This is a genomic window from Streptomyces sp. PsTaAH-137, assembly GCF_003259365.1.
GTDB lineage: Bacteria > Actinomycetota > Actinomycetes > Streptomycetales > Streptomycetaceae > Streptomyces.
In genome coordinates this window covers 12,941-30,882 of sequence record NZ_QLLY01000001.1, presented here as the reverse complement: position 1 = coordinate 30,882, position 17,942 = coordinate 12,941, and the positions used below count along the sequence as shown (strand labels likewise).

Here is a 17,942-nt window from a genome sequence, read left to right as displayed (position 1 = left end):
GCTACCGAGGAGGCGTCATGCGCTGGGAGAACCTCACCGGACTCAGGGACGAGCCCATGGACCACGGGCGGGCCGCGGACGCCGCGCTCTTCGGCGCGGACGCGGTCGTGACCCGTACCGTCGACACCCCGGAATTCAGCGGGGTGACGTTCCACGAGATCCGGGCCCGGTCCATCGTGAACCGGGTGCCGGGCGCGTCCCGGATGCCGTTCGAGTGGACCGTCAATCCGTACCGGGGCTGCACCCACGCCTGCGTCTACTGCTTCGCGCGCAACACGCACAGCTATCTGGACCTGGACACCGGGCTCGGCTTCGACAGCCAGATCGTGGTGAAGGTGAACGCGCCGGAGCTGCTGCGCCGCCATCTCGGCTCGCGCGGCTGGCACGGCGAGCACATCGCGATGGGCACGAACGTCGACTGCTACCAGCGGGCCGAGGGCCGGTACCGGCTGATGCCCGGGATCCTGGAGGCGCTGCGGGACTACGCGAACCCGTTCAGCATCCTGACGAAGGGCACGCTGATCCTGCGCGATCTGCCGCTCCTGCGGCAGGCGGCCGAGGTGACCGATGTCGGAATCTCGGTCTCGGTCGGCTTCGTGGACCAGGAGTTGTGGCGGACCGTGGAGCCGGGCACGCCCGCTCCCGAGCGCCGGCTCGATGTCGTACGCGCCCTCACGGACGCCGGGATCGGGTGCGGGGTGCTGATGGCACCGGTGATCCCGTTCCTCGGCGACCACCCGGACCAGCTGCGGGCCACCGTGCGGGCGATCGCCCGGGCCGGCGCCACCTCCGTCACCCCGCTCGTACTGCATCTGCGGCCCGGGGCGCGGGAGTGGTTCATGGCGTGGCTGGGGCAGCGGCACCCGCATCTCGTACGGCGTTACGAGCGGCTGTACGCGGAGGGCTCCTACGCGCCGAAGTGGTACCAGCGGCGCGTGACCCGGCAGGTGCACGAACTGGCCGAGGAGTTCGGCATCGGGCCTTCGCAGGCGGCCGGGTTCCGCGCGCCGCGCGCCCCCGAGCGGCTCGGCGCGCCCCGGCCCGCCGAGCCGACTCAACTGACGCTCATGTGATCCCGGGTCGGCGGGCCACCGGGCTCAGTGGAGGCTGCCGATCAGGGCCCGGTCGAACGGGGTGAGTTCGCCGACCTGTCCGGCGAGGACCTTCCGCAGCCATTCGGAGTCCCCGAGCAGGGCCCGGCCGACCGCCACGAGGTCGAACTCGTCGCGCTCCATGCGGTCGAGCAGCTCACCGATGTCGGTGACCGTGGCCTGCGCGCCCTGGAAGACCTCCAGGAACTCGTTGCTGAGGCCCACCGAGCCGACGCTGATGGCGGGCTTGCCGGAGAGCTTCTTCGCCCAGCCCGCGAGGTTGAGGTCGGACCCCTCGAACTCGGGCAGGTGGAAGCGCCGGGTGGAGCAGTGGAAGGCGTCGACGCCCGCGTCGACCAGGAGCCCGAGCATGGTCTCCAGTTCCTGGGGGGTCTCGGCGACCCGCGCCTGGTAGTGGTTCAGCTTCCACTGGGAGAACCGGAACGAGATCGGGAAGTCCTCGGAGACGCTCTCCCGGCAAGCGGCCACGATCTGGGCGGCGAACCGGGTGCGGCCGACGATGTCACCGCCGTAGGCGTCGGTGCGCCGGTTGGTGAATGCCCACAGGAACTGGTCGATGAGATAGCCGTGCCCGGCGTGGATCTCGATGCCGTCGAAGCCCAGCGACTCGGCGGCCGCCGCGGCCGTGGCGTAGGCGGCGACGACGTTGTCGATGTCCGCCTGGTTCATCTCCTTGCCCGACTGCGAGCCGTCCAGGGCGATGCCGGAGGGGCCCACCCGCGGGGCGTCGGGGACCGGCGGAGCGCCCGCCGCGCGCTCCATGCCGACGTGCCAGAGCTGCGGCATGATCCGGCCGCCCGCCTCATGGACGGCCTCGGCCACGGCCGCCCAGCCGGCGAGCGCCTCGTCGCCGTGGAACCGGGGGACGCGGGCGCTGCTGCCCGCCGAGTCGTGGCCGACGTAGGTGCCCTCGGTGATGATCAGGCCGACCCCGCCGGCCGCCCGTCGGGCGTAGTACCGCGCCACGTCCTCGCCCGGCACTCCGCCGGGCGAGAACTCGCGGGTCATCGGGGCCATCACGACCCGGTTGGGCAGGGTGAGACCTCCCAGGGAGAACGGGCGGTCCAGGACGTCCCGGGCACGTTCGACGGAGTACTTGGGCATCGGTGTTCGCCTTCGGATAGGGGCCGAACGCACGGCGACGGGGGATGTGTCCGTGCGCCCGGCTGTCTGGGTGGGCCGGGGGTGAGGCGGAGCGGGGCCGCGCTCAGTCCCCCGAGGAGGTCCGGGCGGAGTCCTTCCCGGCCTCGGCTTCGGTCCCGATGTCCGGCGGTCCCGCGGGGGCCGGGATCAGGGGCGGCGTCGCGCGGACGAACCACGCCGTGCCGAACGCAAGCGCGGAGACGACCGCCGCGCCCAGGAGCACCCCGTGCAGCCCGCTGCTGACGGCGTCCTTGACCGCGTCGCGCGTGGCGGTCGTCATGTCCTTCATCTGTGCCGGGGTCAGCGCGCCGCCCGCGGTGAGCCGTTGCTGTGCGGCGGAGCCGAGCCGCTCGGTCAGCACCTCGCTCATGCGGCTGCTCTGCAGGGCACCGAGCAGGGCGACACCGAGGGAGCCGCCGATGGTGCGCACCAGAGTGACCGTGCCGGTGGCCGCGCCCATGTCCCGCGGGTCCGCGTTGTTCATGGTGGCGACCACGGTGGCCTGGATCAGCGCGCCGATCCCCACCCCGATGACCAGGGTGTACGCGGAGGCCGCGGCGAGCGGGGTGTCGGTGCCGAGCAGGAGGAGGAGCAGCGCGCCTGCGAGGGCGGTGCCGCCACCGGCGAGCGCCACGACGCGGTCCATGCCGCCGCGGTCCATCAGCCGCCCGGTGGTCAACTGGGCCGTCAGCATGCCGAACATGAGCGGCAGGATGAGCAGGCCACTGGCCGTGGACGACGAACCCTGGACGAACTGCATGTACTGCGGGAGGTAGTTGACGACGGAGAAGAGGACGGCGCCAGCCAGGAAGCTGAGGATCTGGGCGAGGGTGAAGTCCCGGCGGGCGAACAGCCTGGGCGGCGTGACCGGTTCGGCGGCGCGCAGTTCCACGCGTACGAACCAGGCCAGGGCGAGCACCACGACCACGGCGAGCACGGCGATCTGCCAGGACGTCCAGGCGTAGGTGGTGCCCGCCCACCCGGCCAGCAGGGTGAGGGCCAGGATGCCGGTGGTGAGCAGGGCCGTGCCGAGCCAGTCGATGCGGCCCGTGACCCGGGCGGCCGGCAGCCGGACGCCCCGGGTGATCGCCAGCAGCGCGGCCACGCCGACGGGCACGTTGACGTAGAAGGCCCAGCGCCAGCTCATGTAGTCGGTGATGAAACCGCCGAGCAGGGGGCCGCCGACGAAGGCGACGGGCATCATGACGCCCACCATCGACTGGATGCGGCCGCGGTCCCGCGCGGGCACCACCACGCCGATGACCGAGAGCGCGCCGACCATCAGTCCGCCCGCGCCGAGGCCCTGGAGACCGCGGAAGGCGATGAGCTGCCCCATGCTCTGCGCCAGGCCGCACAGGACCGTGCCGACCAGGAACAGCGTCACGGAACTCAGGCAGGCGCCCTTACGTCCGTACAGGTCCCCGAGCTTGCCCCAGACGGGGGTGGACGCGGCCATGGTGAGCAGGTAGGCGGTCACCGCCCAGGAGAAGTGTTCGAGGCCGCCGAGGTCACCGACGATCGTGGGGAGCGCCGTGCTGACGAGCTGTCCGTCGAGCGTCGCCAGGAAGATGCTGAGCATCAGCCCGAAGACGCCGAGGCGGGGCAGGCCCGGCCGGTCGGGCGTGGGAGTGTCGATTGCGGGGTCGTTCATCGTTGCCCCCCAGGGCACGAGTGGAGGGATGTCAGACGGCGTACGGGCGGGTCTGCCGTGCCGCACGAAGGGCCTGCCCCCACCAGGTGAGCTGGTCGAGCATGGCCTTGGCCGCGACGTCGCTCGCGGGGTCGCTCGGCTTGCCGTCGGGGCCGAAGACCTCGCCGTAGTTGTGGAAGCTGACGGTGTTGCGGATCGTGACCGCGTGCACCTCCGCGAGGACGACACGGAGCTGTTCGACGGCGCGCAGGCCACCGGAGATCCCGCCGTAGGAGACGAAGCCGACCGGCTTGGCGTGCCACTGCTCGTTGTGCCAGTCGATGGCGTTCTTCAGGGGCGCGGGGAAGCTGTGGTTGTACTCGGGGGTGACGATCACGAAGGCGTCGGCACCGGCCAGCCGCGGGGTGACCGCGCCGAGCAGGGACACGACCTCGTCGCTGGGGGGCTGACCGAACGCCGGGAAGACGGTGGGCAGGGGTGTGTCGACCAGGTCGATCAGGTCGGCCTCCATGTCCTCGCGCTCGGCGATGTGCCCGGCGATCCACTCCGCGACGAACGGGCCGAACCGCCCGTCCCGGGTACTGCCGATGATCACCGCGATGCGGAGGGCGTCGTCAGTCGCGTCGGCCATGGGGACTCCTCGGTTGTGTACGCCGTATCCTTCTCGTACAACGTACACATCGGCGCGTACGCTGTCTACTCCTGATACGATGTACGCAGCACTGTCCGTCGGAAGGAACCGAAGCGATGACCGCCCGGGAGAGACAAGCAGCGAGCGAGGGCAAGGACCGCGTCTCCGTGTGGGAGCGTCTCGAACGACCGGCGCCCACCCCTCGCACCGTCCTGGCCCCCCTGCGGATCGCGCGGACCGCGGTCGCCGTCGCGGACGCGGAGGGACTCGACGCGGTCACCATGCGACGCCTCGCCACCGAGCTCGGCGTCGCCCCCATGGCCGCGTACCGCTACGTCACCGGCAAGGACGAACTCCTGGAGCTGATGGTCGACTTCGTCTACGCGGAGCTGGAGCTGCCCGACGGCAAGGACGACTGGCGCACGAGTCTGCGGTCGGTCGCCCTGCGCATAAGGGAGGTCCTGTTGCGGCACTCGTGGGTGACGCGGGCGACCTGGTGCGCGCCGACCCCGAACCAGCTGGCCGTGACCGAGGCCGGACTGGCCGCGCTCGACGGCCTCGGCCTCGACGCCGACGACACCATGGCGGTCTACAACACCCTCATGTCCTATGTGCACGGCGCGGTGGACTCGGAGATCGGACTGACGCAGATGCTGCGCGTGCGCGGCTGGTCCAACCGCGAGGAGGCCCGCGCCGGGCTGGCCTCGCAGATGGCCTGGCTCATGACCACCGGCCGGTACCCGATGTACGCGCGCTACATCACCGAGGCCGAGCGCAAGGACGACCCGCAGTGGCAGTTCGAGGCCGGCCTGGACGCCGTCCTCGACGGCATCGCGGCGCGCCTGGCGATCTGAGGACATCACCAGGACAGACTGGTTCAGATAATCGAAGGCCCGCTACAGAGAAATTACATGTAGCGGGCCTTCGCTTGTCCGTCCTTGAATCCAGGAAATAGATTCGCCGCACCGAGAAGCGGTGGGGGAAATGACGCGCGGATTCAAGGACAACACACATACCGACCGTACGACGACCATAGGACCGACGGAGTGCGAGGGCGCCGCCTGCCTGCGCAGCGTCACCGCGGGACGCACGCCGGAGCTGGCCGTCGCCGGAAGCCGGCTCTGCCCGAACTGCCGGCTCCGGCTCACCCACGACCTGCGGCGGCTGCCGCGCCTGCACGAGGAGTGCGGGCAGCTGCTGACCGGCGCCGACCGCCCGCGCGACCGGACGTCCGGCGGCGGCTCCATGCCGGGACTGCCCTTCAACACGGCCGCAGGCGAGGCCCGCTCGGAGATCACCGGGACCCTGCGGTCGTGGGCCGCGCTGGTGGCCGAGGAGAGGCGCGTCGGCGCCCCGCAGGACACCCCTGCCCGGATCGCCGACTTCCTGCTGACGCACTCTGCCTGGCTGCACGCGCACCGGGCCGCCGGCGAGCTGTCCGTCGAGGTGGCACGGTGTGTGCGCCGGGCCCGCCGAGTCATCGACCCCGCTCCGCGGCGCCGGGTCCCGGTCGGCGACTGTGTCGTGCCGGGCTGCGCCGGCACGCTCACGGCGGCCGTCCGGCCCGGCGGCGCCGGGCCTGCGGTGGAGGTCGGCTGCGACACGGAGCCCGCGCACCGCTGGTCCGGGCAGGAGTGGATGCGGCGCGAGGGCCGGGCCGGCCCGAAGCACACGGAGCCGGCGGTGCGCTGGATGAGCGCCCGGGACATCGCCGCACTGTGGGGCCTCGCGCCGGGCAGCGTCTACCGGCGCGCCAGCGAGGAGCGGTGGCGCCGCCGCGCCGTCAACGGCCGGACCTACTACCACGAGCAGGACGTCCACGCGTCGTCCGCGACCCGCGCCTGACCGACACGGCGTCGGCCTTCGCGACAACGGCTCCACCAGGGTGAACCGCCCTGGTGGAGCCCTTTTTTCGTCGCTCACGAAAATTCGATTTAACAAGTTTCTGACTCAAGCATGTCCTTTTACTGGAATACGGGTATTGACATCCGCCGGGATTCCGAAGAAGCTTCTCATTAGCTTCCGCAGAACTGTGCCGCTTCACCCGGCACACAGGTCCTCGCGGAAAAGCATCAAGCGGCGCACCGATGTCCCATTCCGGTGTGCCGCTTCGTCATTCCCGACCCTTTTGACGCCCCGGAGGACACATCCATGGACGCTTCCGTCATCGTCGCCGGCGCGGGTCCCACCGGACTCATGCTCGCCGGGGAGCTACGTCTCGCGGGAGTCGACGTCATCGTGCTGGACCGGCTCCAGGAGCGCACCGGCGAGTCCCGCGGCCTGGGCTTCACGACCCGGACGATGGAGGTCTTCGACCAGCGCGGACTGCTGCACCGCCTCGGCGACATGGGCACCAGCAACGCCGGCCACTTCGGCGGGCTGCCGGTGGACTTCGGCGTCCTCGACAGCGTCCACCAGGCGGCCAAGACCGTGCCGCAGTCGGACACCGAGACGATGCTCGAGGGCTGGGTCCGCGAGCTGGGCGTGGACCTGCGACGCGGCCACGAGGTGATCACCCTGCGCGATCACGGCGACCACGTCGAGGCCGAGGTGCGCGGCCCCGACGGCGCGGAGGCGCGGCTGACGGCCTCGTACCTCGTGGGGTGCGACGGCGGCCGCAGCACCGTGCGCAAGGCCGCCGGCTTCGACTTCCCCGGCACCGCGGCGACCATGGAGATGTTCTTGGCGGACGTCAAGGGCGTCGACCTGGAACCGCGGCTGATCGGCGAGACGTACTCGGGCGGCATGGTCATGTGCGGCCCGCTCGGCGACCGCGGGGTCACGCGCATCATCGTCTGCGAACGCGGTGCGCCCGCGCGCCGGCGCACCGAACCGCCCGCGTACGCGGAGGTGGCCGCGGCCTGGCAGCGGATCACCGGCATCGACATCTCGCACGCCGAGCACGAGTGGGTCAGCGCGTTCGGCGACGCGACCCGGCTCGCCACCGAGTACCGGCGCGGCCGGGTGCTGCTGGCCGGGGACGCCGCGCACATCCACCTTCCGGCGGGCGGCCAGGGCATGAACACCGGCATCCAGGACGCCCTGAACCTCGGCTGGAAGCTGGCCGCCGTGGTCCGCGGCACCGCGCCCGAGACGCTGCTCGACACCTACCACGGCGAACGGCACGCGGTGGGCGAGCGGCTGATGATGAACACCCGGGCGCAGGGCCTGCTCTTCCTCAGCGGCGACGAGGTCCAGCCGCTGCGCGACGTACTGGCGGAGCTGATCCGGTACGACGAGGTCAGCCGCCATCTCGCCGGCATGGTGAGCGGTCTTGAGATCCGCTACGACGTCGGTCCCGGCCGCCATCCCCTGCTGGGGCTGCGGATGCCGCACCTGGAGCTGGTCGGCGACCGGCGCAAGACCAACAGCACCGAACTGCTGCGCGCGGGGCGGGGCGTGCTGCTCGACCTGGAGGACAACGCCGTCCTGCGCGAGCGCGCGGCCGGATGGTCGGACCGGGTGGACATCGTCACCGCGGAGCCCCACGGCGTCCTGGCCGGCAGCCCGCTCCAGGGCACGTCGGCGGTGCTGGTCCGCCCGGACGGCCACGTGGCCTGGGCCGCGCCGGGCAGCCACCACGATCTGCCCATGGCACTGGAGCGCTGGCTCGGTCCGTCCAAGAACCAGCAGGCCTGACAAGGAGAGACGTATGCACAGCACACTGATCGTGGCCCGGATGGAATCGCATTCGGCCGCCGACGTCGCTCGCCTCTTCGGTGAGTTCGACGGCACGGACATGCCGCACCTGATGGGCACGCGGCGCCGGCAGCTCTTCGCCTACCGCGGCCTCTACTTCCACCTGCAGGACTTCGACTCCGAGGACGGCGGCGAGCGGATCGAGACGGCCAGGACGGACCCGCGGTTCGTCGGCATCAGCGACGACCTCAAGCCGTTCATCAACGCCTACGACCCCGCCACCTGGCGCTCCCCCGCCGACGCCATGGCGCAGCGCTTCTACCACTGGACCGCCCGGTGAGCGGCCCGGAGGGCAGGCGCGTCGTGATCACCGGTGTCGGCGTCACCGCGCCGGGCGGCATCGGCGCCAAGGGCTTCTGGAGCCTGCTGGCCGACGGGCGCACCGCGACCCGCCGCATCAGCTTCTTCGACCCCGCGCCGTTCCGCTCGCAGATCGCCGCCGAGGTCGACTTCGACGCCGAACTGATGGGCCTCGGCGCCCAGGAGATCCGGCGGATGGACCGGGCGGCGCAGTTCGCCGTGGTGACCGCGCGCGAGGCGGTGGCGGACAGCGGACTCGAGTTCGCCGCCCTGGATCCGCACCGGACCGGCGTGACCATCGGCAGCGCGGTCGGCGCGACGATGGGGCTCGACGAGGAGTACCGGACCGTCAGCGACAGCGGACGGCTCGAACTGGTCGACCACACGTACGCGGTCCCGCACCTCTACGACTACATGGTGCCCAGTTCCTTCGCGGCGGAGGTGGCCTGGGCGGTGGGCGCCGAGGGACCCACCACGGTGGTCTCCACCGGCTGCACCTCGGGACTCGACGCCGTGGGCTACGCCGCCGAACTGATCCGTGAGGGGTCGGCCGACGTCATGGTGGCCGGCGCGGCGGACGCTCCGATCTCGCCCATCACCGTGGCCTGCTTCGACGCGATCAAGGCCACCACCTCACGCAACGACGACCCGGAGCACGCCTCCCGCCCGTTCGACGGGACGCGCAACGGGTTCGTGCTCGGCGAGGGTGCGGCGGTCTTCGTCCTGGAGGAACTCGACAGCGCCCGGAGGCGCGGCGCCCACGTGTACGCGGAGATAGCCGGGTACGCCACGCGCAGCAACGCCTTCCACATGACGGGCCTGCGCCCTGACGGACGGGAGATGGCCGAGGCGATCCGGGTCGCCCTGGACGAAGCCCGGCTCGCTCCGGAGTCCGTCGACTACGTCAACGCGCACGGTTCGGGTACCAAGCAGAACGACCGGCACGAGACCGCCGCGTTCAAGCGCGGCCTCGGCGCGCATGCGTACGCCGTGCCGGTCAGCTCCATCAAGTCGATGGTGGGGCACTCCCTGGGCGCGATCGGCTCGATCGAGATCGCGGCGAGCGTCCTGGCGATGGAGAACAACGTGGTGCCGCCCACCGCCAATCTGCACACCCCCGACCCCGAGTGCGACCTCGACTACGTACCGGTCACCGCGCGGGACTGGCGCACCGACGCCGTGCTCTCCGTGGGCAGCGGCTTCGGCGGTTTCCAGAGCGCCATGGTGCTCGCCCGTCCCGAACGGAGGACGGCGTGAGCGGGTCTCGCGTACGGGTCGCCGTCACCGGACTGGGCGTGGTCGCCCCCAACGGCCTGGGCGCGGAGGCGTACTGGACGGCGACCCGCAAGGGAACCAGCGGCATCGGCCGCGTCTCCCGCTTCGTCCCCGACCGGTACCCGGCCCAACTGGCCGGGGAGATCGAGGGATTCGACGCCAAGCAGTATCTGCCGGGACGGCTTCTGCCGCAGACCGACCGGATGACGCAGCTCGCTCTCGTGGCCGCGGACTGGGCGTTCGAGGACGCCTCGATGCGCCCCGAGGAGCTGCCCGAGTTCGAGATGGGCGTGATCACGGCCAGCTCCTCGGGCGGCTTCGAGTTCGGACAGCGGGAGTTGCAGGCCCTGTGGAGTCAGGGGAGCCGGTACGTCAGCGCGTACCAGTCGTTCGCCTGGTTCTACGCCGTCAACAGCGGCCAGATCTCCATCCGTAACGGGATGCGGGGCCCGAGCGGTGTGGTCGTCGGCGACCAGGCCGGCGGCCTCGACGCGGTCGCTCAGGCGCGGCGCCAGATCCGCCGGGGCACCCGCCTCGTGATGTCGGGTGCCGTGGACGCCTCGATCTGCCCCTGGGGCTGGGTCGCCCAGATGGCGAGCGGGCGGCTGAGCACCAGCACCGACCCGGAGCGGGCCTATCTGCCCTTCGACGCCGGGGCGCGCGGCCACGTGTCCGGCGAGGGCGGCGCCCTGCTCGTCCTGGAGGAGCTGGAGCAGGCCCGGGCCCGGGGCGCGCGGTACATCTACGGTGAGATCGCCGGGTACGGCTCCACGCTCGACCCCCGGCCGGGCAGCGGGCGTCCCGCGGGTCTGCGCAAGGCGATCGACCTGGCGCTGGCCGACGCCGGGGCCGCGCCGAACGAGATCGACGTGGTGTTCGCCGATGCGGCCGCCGTTCCCGAGCTGGACCGGATCGAGGCCGCGGCGATCAACGACGTGTTCGGAACCGGCGCGGTGCCGGTCACGGCTCCCAAGACGATGACCGGGCGGCTGTACTCGGGGGCGGCTCCGCTCGACCTGGCCGCCGCGTTCCTCGCCATGCGCGACGGGGTGATCCCGCCGTCCGTCGGCGTCACCCCCGCCCCCGAGCACGGCCTCGACCTGGTCGTCGGCCAGGAGCGGACCGCCCCGGTGCGCTCCGCGCTGGTGCTCGCCCGCGGCCACGGGGGCTTCAACTCCGCGGTCGTGGTCCGCTCGGCCGACTCGTAGTGCTTCGTCAGGTCTGGTCATTGGTGCTGATCAGAAGCACTACTCGGTTTCGCGGCGCGGGCGGGACTTCACGGACACGGCCCAGGACCCCTGCTTTGCCGGTGGCGCGGGACCGGCTCGACCGACTCCATCGCAGCAACGAAAGGACACTCCCCCATGGCTTCTCCCGAGTTCACCCTCGACGACCTCAAGCGCATCCTGCGCGAGGGGGCCGGCGCGGACGAGAACGTCGACCTCGACGGGGACATCATCGACACCGACTTCGAGTCGCTCGGCTACGAGTCCCTGGCGATGCTGGAGACCGGTGGCCGCATCGAGCGCGAGTTCGGCGTCACCCTCGACGACGACACGCTGACCGACGCCAAGACCCCGCGCGCGCTGATCGAGACCGTGAACGCCCTGCTGGTGCCCGCCGAGATCGGCTGAGCCCCGCCCGCACCCCGCCGCTGGTCCCCGTCGACGCCTTCGACGGGGACCAGCGGCGCGCTGCCCGCTCTTCCCGCTTCCCCCGCGCACCTCGCGCCTCCACATTTCCGCAGGAGACAGACATGACGCAGCACAGTCCGAAGGTCGCCCTCGTCACCGGCGCGACCAGCGGCATCGGCCTCGCGGTGACCAGGCTGCTGGCCGGGCAGGGACACCGGGTGTTCCTGTGCGCCCGCACCGAGGACAGCGTGACCCGTACGGTCAAGGAACTCCTCGACGAGGGTCTCGACGTGGACGGCGCCCCCTGCGACGTCCGCTCCGTCGACGACATACGACGCTTCGTGCGGCAGGCCGTCGAGCGCTTCGGCACGGTCGACGTGCTCGTGAACAACGCCGGCCGGTCCGGCGGCGGGGTCACCGCCGAGATCGCGGACGACCTGTGGCACGACGTCATCGCCACCAACCTCGACAGCGTCTTCCTGATGACGCGCGAGGTGCTCACCACGGGCGGCATGGCCGACAAGGACCGCGGCCGCATCATCAACATCGCCTCCACCGCGGGCAAGCAGGGCGTGGTGCTCGGCGCCCCCTACTCGGCCTCCAAGCACGGCGTCGTCGGCCTCACGAAGGCGCTCGGCAACGAGCTCGCGCCCACCGGCATCACCGTCAACGCGGTCTGCCCCGGTTACGTCGAGACGCCGATGGCCCAGCGCGTGCGCCAGGGCTACGCGGCGGCGTACGACACCAGCGAGGACGCCATCCTCCAGAAGTTCCGGGCGAAGATCCCGCTCGGCCGCTACTCGACGCCCGAGGAGGTCGCGGGCCTGGTCGGCTACCTGGCGTCCGACACCGCCGCCTCCATCACCGCCCAGGCGCTGAACGTCTGCGGCGGCCTGGGCAATTTCTGAGCCGCCCGGCACCTTGTGAGCCACCACGGAGGAGACCCCGTCATGACGACCCGTCAGGTCGAGCACAGCATCACCGTCGAGGCCCCGGCCGCCGCCGTCTACAGGCTGCTGGCCGAGGTGGAGAACTGGCCGCGGATCTTCCCGCCCACCATCCACGTCGACCACGTCGAGCGCGGCGCGGGCGAGGAGCGCATCCGGATCTGGGCCACCGCCAACGGCGAGGCGAAGAACTGGACCTCGCGCCGCACCCTGGACCCCGAGAACCTGCGGATCACGTTCCGCCAGGACGTCTCCACCCCTCCGGTCGCCGCCATGGGCGGCACATGGATCATCGAGCCGCTGTCCGGGACGTCCTCGCGGGTGCGGCTGCTGCACGACTACCGGGCCGTCGACGACGACCCGGAGGGCCTGAGCTGGATCGACCGGGCCGTCGACAGCAACTCCCGCTCGGAGCTTGCCGCGCTGAAGACCAACGTCGAACTGGCCCACGCCTCCGAGGAGATCACGTTCTCCTTCGAGGACACCGTGCGGATCGCCGGTGCGGCCAAGGACGCGTACGACTTCATCAACGAGGCCGGCCTGTGGGTGGAGCGGCTCCCGCACGTGGCCTCCGTCCGCTTCGCGGAGGACACCCCGGGGCTGCAGACCCTGGAAATGGACACCCGCGCCAAGGACGGCTCGACGCACACCACCAAGTCGTACCGGGTGGTCTTCCCGCACCACCGGATCGCGTACAAGCAGGTCACCCTGCCCGCTCTGATGACCCTGCACACGGGTTGCTGGACCTTCACGGAGAACGCCGACGGCGTCGCCGCGACCTCGCAGCACACCGTGGTCCTCAACACGGCGAACATCGCGGAGGTGCTGGGCCCGCACGCGACCGTCGCCGACGCACGGGCGTACGTCCACGGCGCGCTGAGCACCAACAGCCGCGCCACCCTTGGCCACGCCAAGGCGTACGCCGAGAACAAGCGCTGATCGTGGCCGCGCCGGACACGGACGTCATCGTCGTGGGCGCCGGACCGGTCGGCCTGCTGCTCGCCGGGGAGCTGCGTACGGCCGGGACGCGGGTGACGGTGCTGGAGCGGCTGGCCGAGCCCACCACCGAGTCGCGGGCGTCGATCCTGCACGCCCGCACCATGGAACTGCTGCACGAGCGGGGCCTGACCGACCGGCTCGGGCCGCCGCCGGACGCCGGGGCGGGCCACTTCGGGGGCATCCCGCTGGATCTGGCCGAAGCCGGTGACAGTCCGTACGCCGGACAGTGGAAGGCCCCGCAGACCCGCGTCGAGGCCGTTCTCACGGACTGGGCGACGGGCCTCGGCGCCGAACTGCGGCGCGGACACACGGTGACCGCACTGACCGAGGCGCCGGACCGGGTCCATGTCGTCGCCACCACGCCGACGGGCGAGCGGCTGCGGCTGACCGCCGCGTACGTCGTGGGCTGCGACGGTGAGGAGAGCACCGTACGGCGGCTGGCCGGCTTCGCGTTCCCCGGCGTCGGCCCCACCAAGGAGCTGCTGCGCGCGGACCTGAGGGGCGTCGACCTGCGGGAGCGGCGCTTCGAGCGGCACCCGGGCGGGGTGGCCAACGCCCGCCGCGGGCCGGACGGCATCACCCGCGTCATGGTGCACGCGTTCGGCCGGGCACCCGGCGCGTCGCGGGCCCCCTCCTTCGAGCAGATCCGCGCGGTGTGGGCCGACGTCACCGGCGAGGACCTCGGCGGCGCCGAGCCCGTGTGGCTCAACGCGTTCCACAACGCCCGGCGCCAGGTCGCCCGGTACCGCCTCGGCCGGGTGTTCCTCGCCGGGGACGCCGCGCATGTCCAGTTGCCGGTGGGCGGACAGGCCCTCAACCTCGGTCTGCAGGACGCGGCGGACCTCGGCGGCAAGCTCGCCGCCCACCTCGCCGGCCTGGCCGGTGAGGAACTGCTCGACACCTATCACGCCGTCCGCCACCCGGTGGGCGCCCGCGTGCTCGGCAACATCGAGGCGCAGGCCCATCTGCTGTTCGGCGGGCCCGAAGTGGACGGTGTGCGGACGGTGTTCAGGGAGCTGCTCCGGATACCGGCGGCCCGCCGCCACCTCGCCGCGATGATCAGCGGGCTCGACGGCGGCGCCCCGCCCGCGCCCAGCGAACACGGCGCTCACGGCGCTCACGGACCGAATCGTCAGCACACGACGCACAGGAGGATCACCATGGGCAAACTGACCGGAAAGACCGCGCTCGTCACCGGTTCCAGCCGCGGCATCGGCCGGGCCACGGCGATCCGGCTGGCTCGCGAAGGCGCGCTGGTCGCGGTGCACTGCTCCAGCAACCGGGAGGCCGCCGACGAGACCGTCGCCGCCATCGAGAAGGAGGGCGGCCGGGGCTTCTCGGTGCTCGCCGAGCTCGGAGTGCCCGGCGACGTCCACGGACTGTTCCTGGCCCTGGAGCGGGAGCTGAAGGAGCGCACCGGCTCCGCCACGCTCGACATCCTCGTGAACAACGCGGGCGTCATGGGCGGTGTGGCCCCCGAGGACCTCACGCCCGAGGCGTTCGACCGCCTCTTCGCCGTCAACGCCAAGGCGCCGTACTTCCTCGTGCAGCGCGCGCTGGACAACCTCCCCGACGGCGGCCGGATCATCAACATCTCCTCCGGACTGACCCGGGTCGCCAACCCGCAGGAGGTGGCGTACGCGATGACGAAGGGCGCCATCGACCAGCTCACCCTGCACTTCGCCAAGCACCTCGGCCCCCGCGGCATCACCGTGAACAGCGTGGGCCCCGGCATCACCGACAACGGCACCCCGGTCTTCGACGACCCGGAGGCGGTCGCGGCCATGGCGGACTACTCGGTCTTCGGCCGGGTCGGCGAGACCCGGGACATCGCCGACGTGGTGGCCTTCCTCGCCGGCGACGACTCCCGCTGGATCACCGGCTCCTATCTGGACGCCAGCGGCGGCACGCTGCTCGGCTGAGCGGGCGGACGGCCGAGCCGATGACGACGCTTTCCACCCACGCCTCCTCGCGCACCGTCGCCGGACAGCGGGCCCTGCTCCTCGTGCTCGCCGGGAACATGCTCATCGACGCCCTGGAAGTCTCCGTCATGCTGGTCGCGCTGCCCGCCATGGAGCGGGACCTGGGGCTGTCGACTCTCGGCGGCCAGTGGGCGATGAGCGGCTTCGCCGCCGGCTTCGCGGCGCTGCTGCTGCTCGGTCCGCGTCTCGTCGCCCGGTGGGGCAGGCGGCGCGTGTACCTGGCCGCGTTGCCGGTGTTCATCGCCGCCTCGCTGGTCGGCGGGCTCGCCCACGAGGGCGCCCTGCTGATCGTCACCCGGGTGGTGAAGGGCATGTGCGCGGCACTGACCGCGCCCACCGGGCTCGCGATCATCAGCACCACGTTCCGGCCGGGAGCCGAACAGCGCCGGGCGGTGTCGGTCTACTCCCTGTTCGGGGCGGCCGGCTTCACCGCGGGACTGCTGTCCTCGGGGGCGCTCACCGAATTGAGCTGGCGCTGGAACCCCGTGTTCCCCGCCCCGGTCGCCCTGCTGCTGCTGGTGACCGGCGCCCGGCTCATCCCCCGCGACACCGCGCCGCCGCCCGCCCCGGCACTGAGGACGACCCTGGCGGGGCTGCTGCGCGACGCCGCGTTCCGGCGCTCGGCCGTGTGCGCGGCCACGCTCAATGGCACGTACCTGGGCCTGCTGATGATGCTCACCCACCGGCTGGCCGATCAGTGGGGGTGGAGCTCCTGGCGCACGGCGCTCGCGTTCCTCCCGGCCTGTGTGCCGCTGGCGCTCGCGCTGCCCTTCGCCGGCCGGATGGTGGCGCGCTTCGGCACCGAGCGCCTGATCAGGGCCGGGAGCTGCGCCGCGACGCTCGGCTGTGCAACCGCACTGCTGACCGGGGCGCCGACGACGTACGCCGCCGGAGTGCTGCCCGCGCTGCTCCTGGTGGAGGCCGGCTTCGTGCTGTCCTTCGCGGCCCTCAACCTCCAGGCCACGGCCGGGATCGCAGCCGAGCGGCGGGCTGCCGCGGTGCCCGTCTACCAGACGGCCGTGCAGCTCGGCGCGGTGCTCGCGCTACCGGTCACGGCCGCTGCCCTGGGCGGCGGTCACCGGGGTGCTCTGGCGTTCCTGACCGCCCTGTCGGCGACCGGCGCGCTGGTCGCCTGCACGGCCCGCACCGGCGGGCGCGGCGCCGCGCCCTGATGGCGCGGGCCCGCACTCACCCCGGCTCCTCCCCCACCGGCGCGCCACCGCGCTCTCGAACCCGAACGGAGTCTCAACGATGCGTGTCCTGTTCACCATCTTCCCGGCGACGGCACACCTGTATCCCGTCGTGCCGCTGGCCTGGGCGCTGCAGAGCGCCGGCCACGAGGTCGTCGTGGCGAGCCACGCGGGCGTCGTGGACCCGGGGGTGATCACGAACATAGGCGCGGCCGGGCTCACGGCCGTACCGCTCGGCTCACCGGAGGAACTGCCGGAGGCCCTGAGCAAGGACACCGGGGACAGCAAGCCGAACCGCCCCTCGCTCGCCTTCGACGCGTTCGAGCCGGAGGAGTCGCAGGGCTGGCGCACGGCGCGCATGATCCTCACCGGCATGTTCCGGATGCACTACCCCGAGCCCGAGGAGCCGGGTGGCCGCAGGCCCGTGCTGGACAACCTGGTCGACTTCGCCCGCGCCTGGCAGCCCGATCTGGTGCTGTGGGACCCCCTGATGTTCCCCGCGCCGGTGGCCGCGCGGGTCGCCGGCGCCGCCCATGCCCGTCTGGTCTGGGGCACGGACAACATCGCCCTGATCCACGAGCGGACGAAGCGGGAACTGGCCCGGCCCGGAGCCGAGTCGACGGAGCACCCGTGGGCGTCCTGGTACGGCCCGATGCTGGAACGGTACGGGTTGGAGTTCAACGACGAGATGCTGCTCGGCCAGTGGACCGTGGACCTGACCCAGTCCAGGATGCGGCTGCCGCTCGACCTCACGCACGTGCCGGTACGGCGGGTCCCCTACACCGGGGCGGCCCCGCTGCCGGCCTGGCTGCACGAGCGGCCGGAGTGTCCGCGGGTGGTGCTCACCCTGGGGGTGAGCCGCCGCAAGCTGTTCGGCAAGTACAGCGGCTTCCCCATGCGGGAGTTCTTCGACTCGGTGTCCGCCCTGGACGTCGAGGTCGTCGCCACCCTCAACAACGAGCAGCTCGCCGCGGCCGGCACCCTGCCCGACAACGTCCGCGCGGTGGAGTACGTGCCGCTCAACCAGGTCCTGCCGACCAGTTCGGCGGTGATCCACCACGGCGGGGGCGGCACGTTCGCCGCCGCCGTCAACTTCCAGGTGCCCCAGCTCGTCGTGCCGCTGCCGATGTGGGACGAGATGGTCACCGCACGGTACGTCGAGGAGATGGGGGCGGGTCTGGTCGCCGATCCCGAGGCGCTGGACGTCGCGGGCCTGCACAAGCAGCTCGTGCGGCTCCTTCAGGAGCCGTCGTTCTCCCTCGGCGCCCGCCGCCTGTACGACGAGATGCTCGCCGCGCCCGCGCCGAAGGACATCGTGCCACTCCTGGAGCGCCTGACCGCCGAGCGCCGCTGACCGCGCCCGCAGCGGCCGGAAAGGA

The 17,942-nt window shown here is 72.0% G+C and carries 16 protein-coding genes; 13 read left to right on the top strand and 3 right to left on the bottom strand.

Translation table 11 applies throughout. The annotated features are described in order from the left end of the window. Nucleotides 1-17 precede the first annotated feature (17 nt). Nucleotides 18-1,073 carry an Rv2578c family radical SAM protein gene (locus K377_RS00140; RefSeq protein WP_111660978.1) on the top strand — a complete coding sequence of 352 codons (1,056 nt, stop codon included), beginning with the start codon at nucleotides 18-20 and terminating at the stop codon, nucleotides 1,071-1,073. Nucleotides 1,074-1,097: 24 nt separating this feature from the next. Here K377_RS00140 and K377_RS00135 read toward each other — a convergent pair whose 3' ends face one another. From K377_RS00135 to K377_RS00125, 3 genes are all read right to left on the bottom strand, one after another. Further along, nucleotides 1,098-2,216, bottom strand: a complete 1,119-nt coding sequence (locus tag K377_RS00135) for an NADH:flavin oxidoreductase (RefSeq protein ID WP_111660977.1) — start codon at nucleotides 2,214-2,216, stop codon at nucleotides 1,098-1,100. Nucleotides 2,217-2,319: 103 nt separating this feature from the next. After that, nucleotides 2,320-3,906, bottom strand: a complete 1,587-nt coding sequence (locus tag K377_RS00130) for an MDR family MFS transporter (RefSeq protein ID WP_237551850.1) — start codon at nucleotides 3,904-3,906, stop codon at nucleotides 2,320-2,322. Nucleotides 3,907-3,937: 31 nt separating this feature from the next. Further along, nucleotides 3,938-4,537 (bottom strand): NADPH-dependent FMN reductase, encoded by a 600-nt coding sequence (locus K377_RS00125; protein ID WP_111660976.1) that lies wholly within the window; start codon nucleotides 4,535-4,537, stop codon nucleotides 3,938-3,940. Nucleotides 4,538-4,653: 116 nt separating this feature from the next. Here K377_RS00125 and K377_RS00120 point away from each other — a divergent pair, with 116 nt between their 5' ends. The 12 genes from K377_RS00120 to K377_RS00065 all read left to right on the top strand — a co-directional run bounded on the left by K377_RS00120 (nucleotide 4,654) and on the right by K377_RS00065 (nucleotide 17,917). After that, on the top strand, nucleotides 4,654-5,391 hold the full coding sequence (locus K377_RS00120) for a TetR/AcrR family transcriptional regulator (protein WP_111660975.1): 738 nt from the start codon (nucleotides 4,654-4,656) through the stop codon (nucleotides 5,389-5,391). Nucleotides 5,392-5,521: 130 nt separating this feature from the next. After that, nucleotides 5,522-6,382 (top strand): hypothetical protein, encoded by an 861-nt coding sequence (locus K377_RS00115; protein ID WP_111660974.1) that lies wholly within the window; start codon nucleotides 5,522-5,524, stop codon nucleotides 6,380-6,382. Nucleotides 6,383-6,688: 306 nt separating this feature from the next. Next, entirely contained in the window at nucleotides 6,689-8,176 is a 1,488-nt protein-coding gene (locus tag K377_RS00110; RefSeq protein WP_111660973.1) for an FAD-dependent monooxygenase, read from the top strand. A 13-nt stretch (nucleotides 8,177-8,189) separates the two neighbouring features. Further along, on the top strand, nucleotides 8,190-8,516 hold the full coding sequence (locus K377_RS00105) for a TcmI family type II polyketide cyclase (RefSeq protein ID WP_111660972.1): 327 nt from the start codon (nucleotides 8,190-8,192) through the stop codon (nucleotides 8,514-8,516). Next, nucleotides 8,513-9,793, top strand: coding sequence for a beta-ketoacyl synthase (locus tag K377_RS00100; protein ID WP_111660971.1), 1,281 nt, complete (start codon nucleotides 8,513-8,515; stop codon nucleotides 9,791-9,793). The genes K377_RS00105 and K377_RS00100 overlap by 4 nt, the downstream gene beginning before the upstream one ends. Then, nucleotides 9,790-11,019, top strand: a complete 1,230-nt coding sequence (locus tag K377_RS00095; protein ID WP_111660970.1) for a ketosynthase chain-length factor — start codon at nucleotides 9,790-9,792, stop codon at nucleotides 11,017-11,019. Before K377_RS00100 ends, K377_RS00095 begins: the two co-directional genes overlap by 4 nt. Before the next feature lie 156 nt (nucleotides 11,020-11,175). Then, nucleotides 11,176-11,445 (top strand): acyl carrier protein, encoded by a 270-nt coding sequence (locus K377_RS00090; protein ID WP_111660969.1) that lies wholly within the window; start codon nucleotides 11,176-11,178, stop codon nucleotides 11,443-11,445. A 122-nt stretch (nucleotides 11,446-11,567) separates the two neighbouring features. Continuing rightward, nucleotides 11,568-12,353 (top strand): 3-oxoacyl-ACP reductase FabG, encoded by a 786-nt coding sequence (gene fabG / locus K377_RS00085; protein WP_111660968.1) that lies wholly within the window; start codon nucleotides 11,568-11,570, stop codon nucleotides 12,351-12,353. Nucleotides 12,354-12,395: 42 nt separating this feature from the next. Further along, a complete protein-coding gene (locus K377_RS00080) occupies nucleotides 12,396-13,331 on the top strand; it encodes an aromatase/cyclase (protein ID WP_111660967.1) in 936 nt (311 codons plus the stop codon). 2 nt (nucleotides 13,332-13,333) lie between these two features. Continuing rightward, entirely contained in the window at nucleotides 13,334-15,313 is a 1,980-nt protein-coding gene (locus tag K377_RS00075; RefSeq protein ID WP_111660966.1) for an SDR family oxidoreductase, read from the top strand. A 20-nt stretch (nucleotides 15,314-15,333) separates the two neighbouring features. Continuing rightward, nucleotides 15,334-16,545 (top strand): MFS transporter, encoded by a 1,212-nt coding sequence (locus tag K377_RS00070; RefSeq protein WP_111660965.1) that lies wholly within the window; start codon nucleotides 15,334-15,336, stop codon nucleotides 16,543-16,545. A gap of 79 nt (nucleotides 16,546-16,624) precedes the next feature. After that, complete coding sequence (locus tag K377_RS00065) at nucleotides 16,625-17,917, top strand: activator-dependent family glycosyltransferase (RefSeq protein WP_111660964.1); 1,293 nt, start codon at nucleotides 16,625-16,627, stop codon at nucleotides 17,915-17,917. The last annotated feature ends 25 nt before the right edge of the window (nucleotides 17,918-17,942 follow it).

What these genes read in the sequence shown, in the direction of transcription:
- fabG (WP_111660968.1), top strand. Translation starts at nt 11,568, where the DNA reads ATGACGCAGCACAGTCCGAAGGTCGCCCTCGTCACCGGCGCGACCAGC.
- K377_RS00120 (WP_111660975.1), top strand. Translation starts at nt 4,654, where the DNA reads ATGACCGCCCGGGAGAGACAAGCAGCGAGCGAGGGCAAGGACCGCGTC.
- K377_RS00115 (WP_111660974.1), top strand. Translation starts at nt 5,522, where the DNA reads ATGACGCGCGGATTCAAGGACAACACACATACCGACCGTACGACGACC.
- K377_RS00125 (WP_111660976.1), bottom strand. Translation starts at nt 4,537, where the DNA reads ATGGCCGACGCGACTGACGACGCCCTCCGCATCGCGGTGATCATCGGC.
- K377_RS00090 (WP_111660969.1), top strand. Translation starts at nt 11,176, where the DNA reads ATGGCTTCTCCCGAGTTCACCCTCGACGACCTCAAGCGCATCCTGCGC.
- K377_RS00070 (WP_111660965.1), top strand. Translation starts at nt 15,334, where the DNA reads ATGACGACGCTTTCCACCCACGCCTCCTCGCGCACCGTCGCCGGACAG.
- K377_RS00110 (WP_111660973.1), top strand. Translation starts at nt 6,689, where the DNA reads ATGGACGCTTCCGTCATCGTCGCCGGCGCGGGTCCCACCGGACTCATG.
- K377_RS00135 (WP_111660977.1), bottom strand. Translation starts at nt 2,216, where the DNA reads ATGCCCAAGTACTCCGTCGAACGTGCCCGGGACGTCCTGGACCGCCCG.
- K377_RS00130 (WP_237551850.1), bottom strand. Translation starts at nt 3,906, where the DNA reads ATGAACGACCCCGCAATCGACACTCCCACGCCCGACCGGCCGGGCCTG.
- K377_RS00140 (WP_111660978.1), top strand. Translation starts at nt 18, where the DNA reads ATGCGCTGGGAGAACCTCACCGGACTCAGGGACGAGCCCATGGACCAC.
- K377_RS00080 (WP_111660967.1), top strand. Translation starts at nt 12,396, where the DNA reads ATGACGACCCGTCAGGTCGAGCACAGCATCACCGTCGAGGCCCCGGCC.
- K377_RS00105 (WP_111660972.1), top strand. Translation starts at nt 8,190, where the DNA reads ATGCACAGCACACTGATCGTGGCCCGGATGGAATCGCATTCGGCCGCC.
- K377_RS00065 (WP_111660964.1), top strand. Translation starts at nt 16,625, where the DNA reads ATGCGTGTCCTGTTCACCATCTTCCCGGCGACGGCACACCTGTATCCC.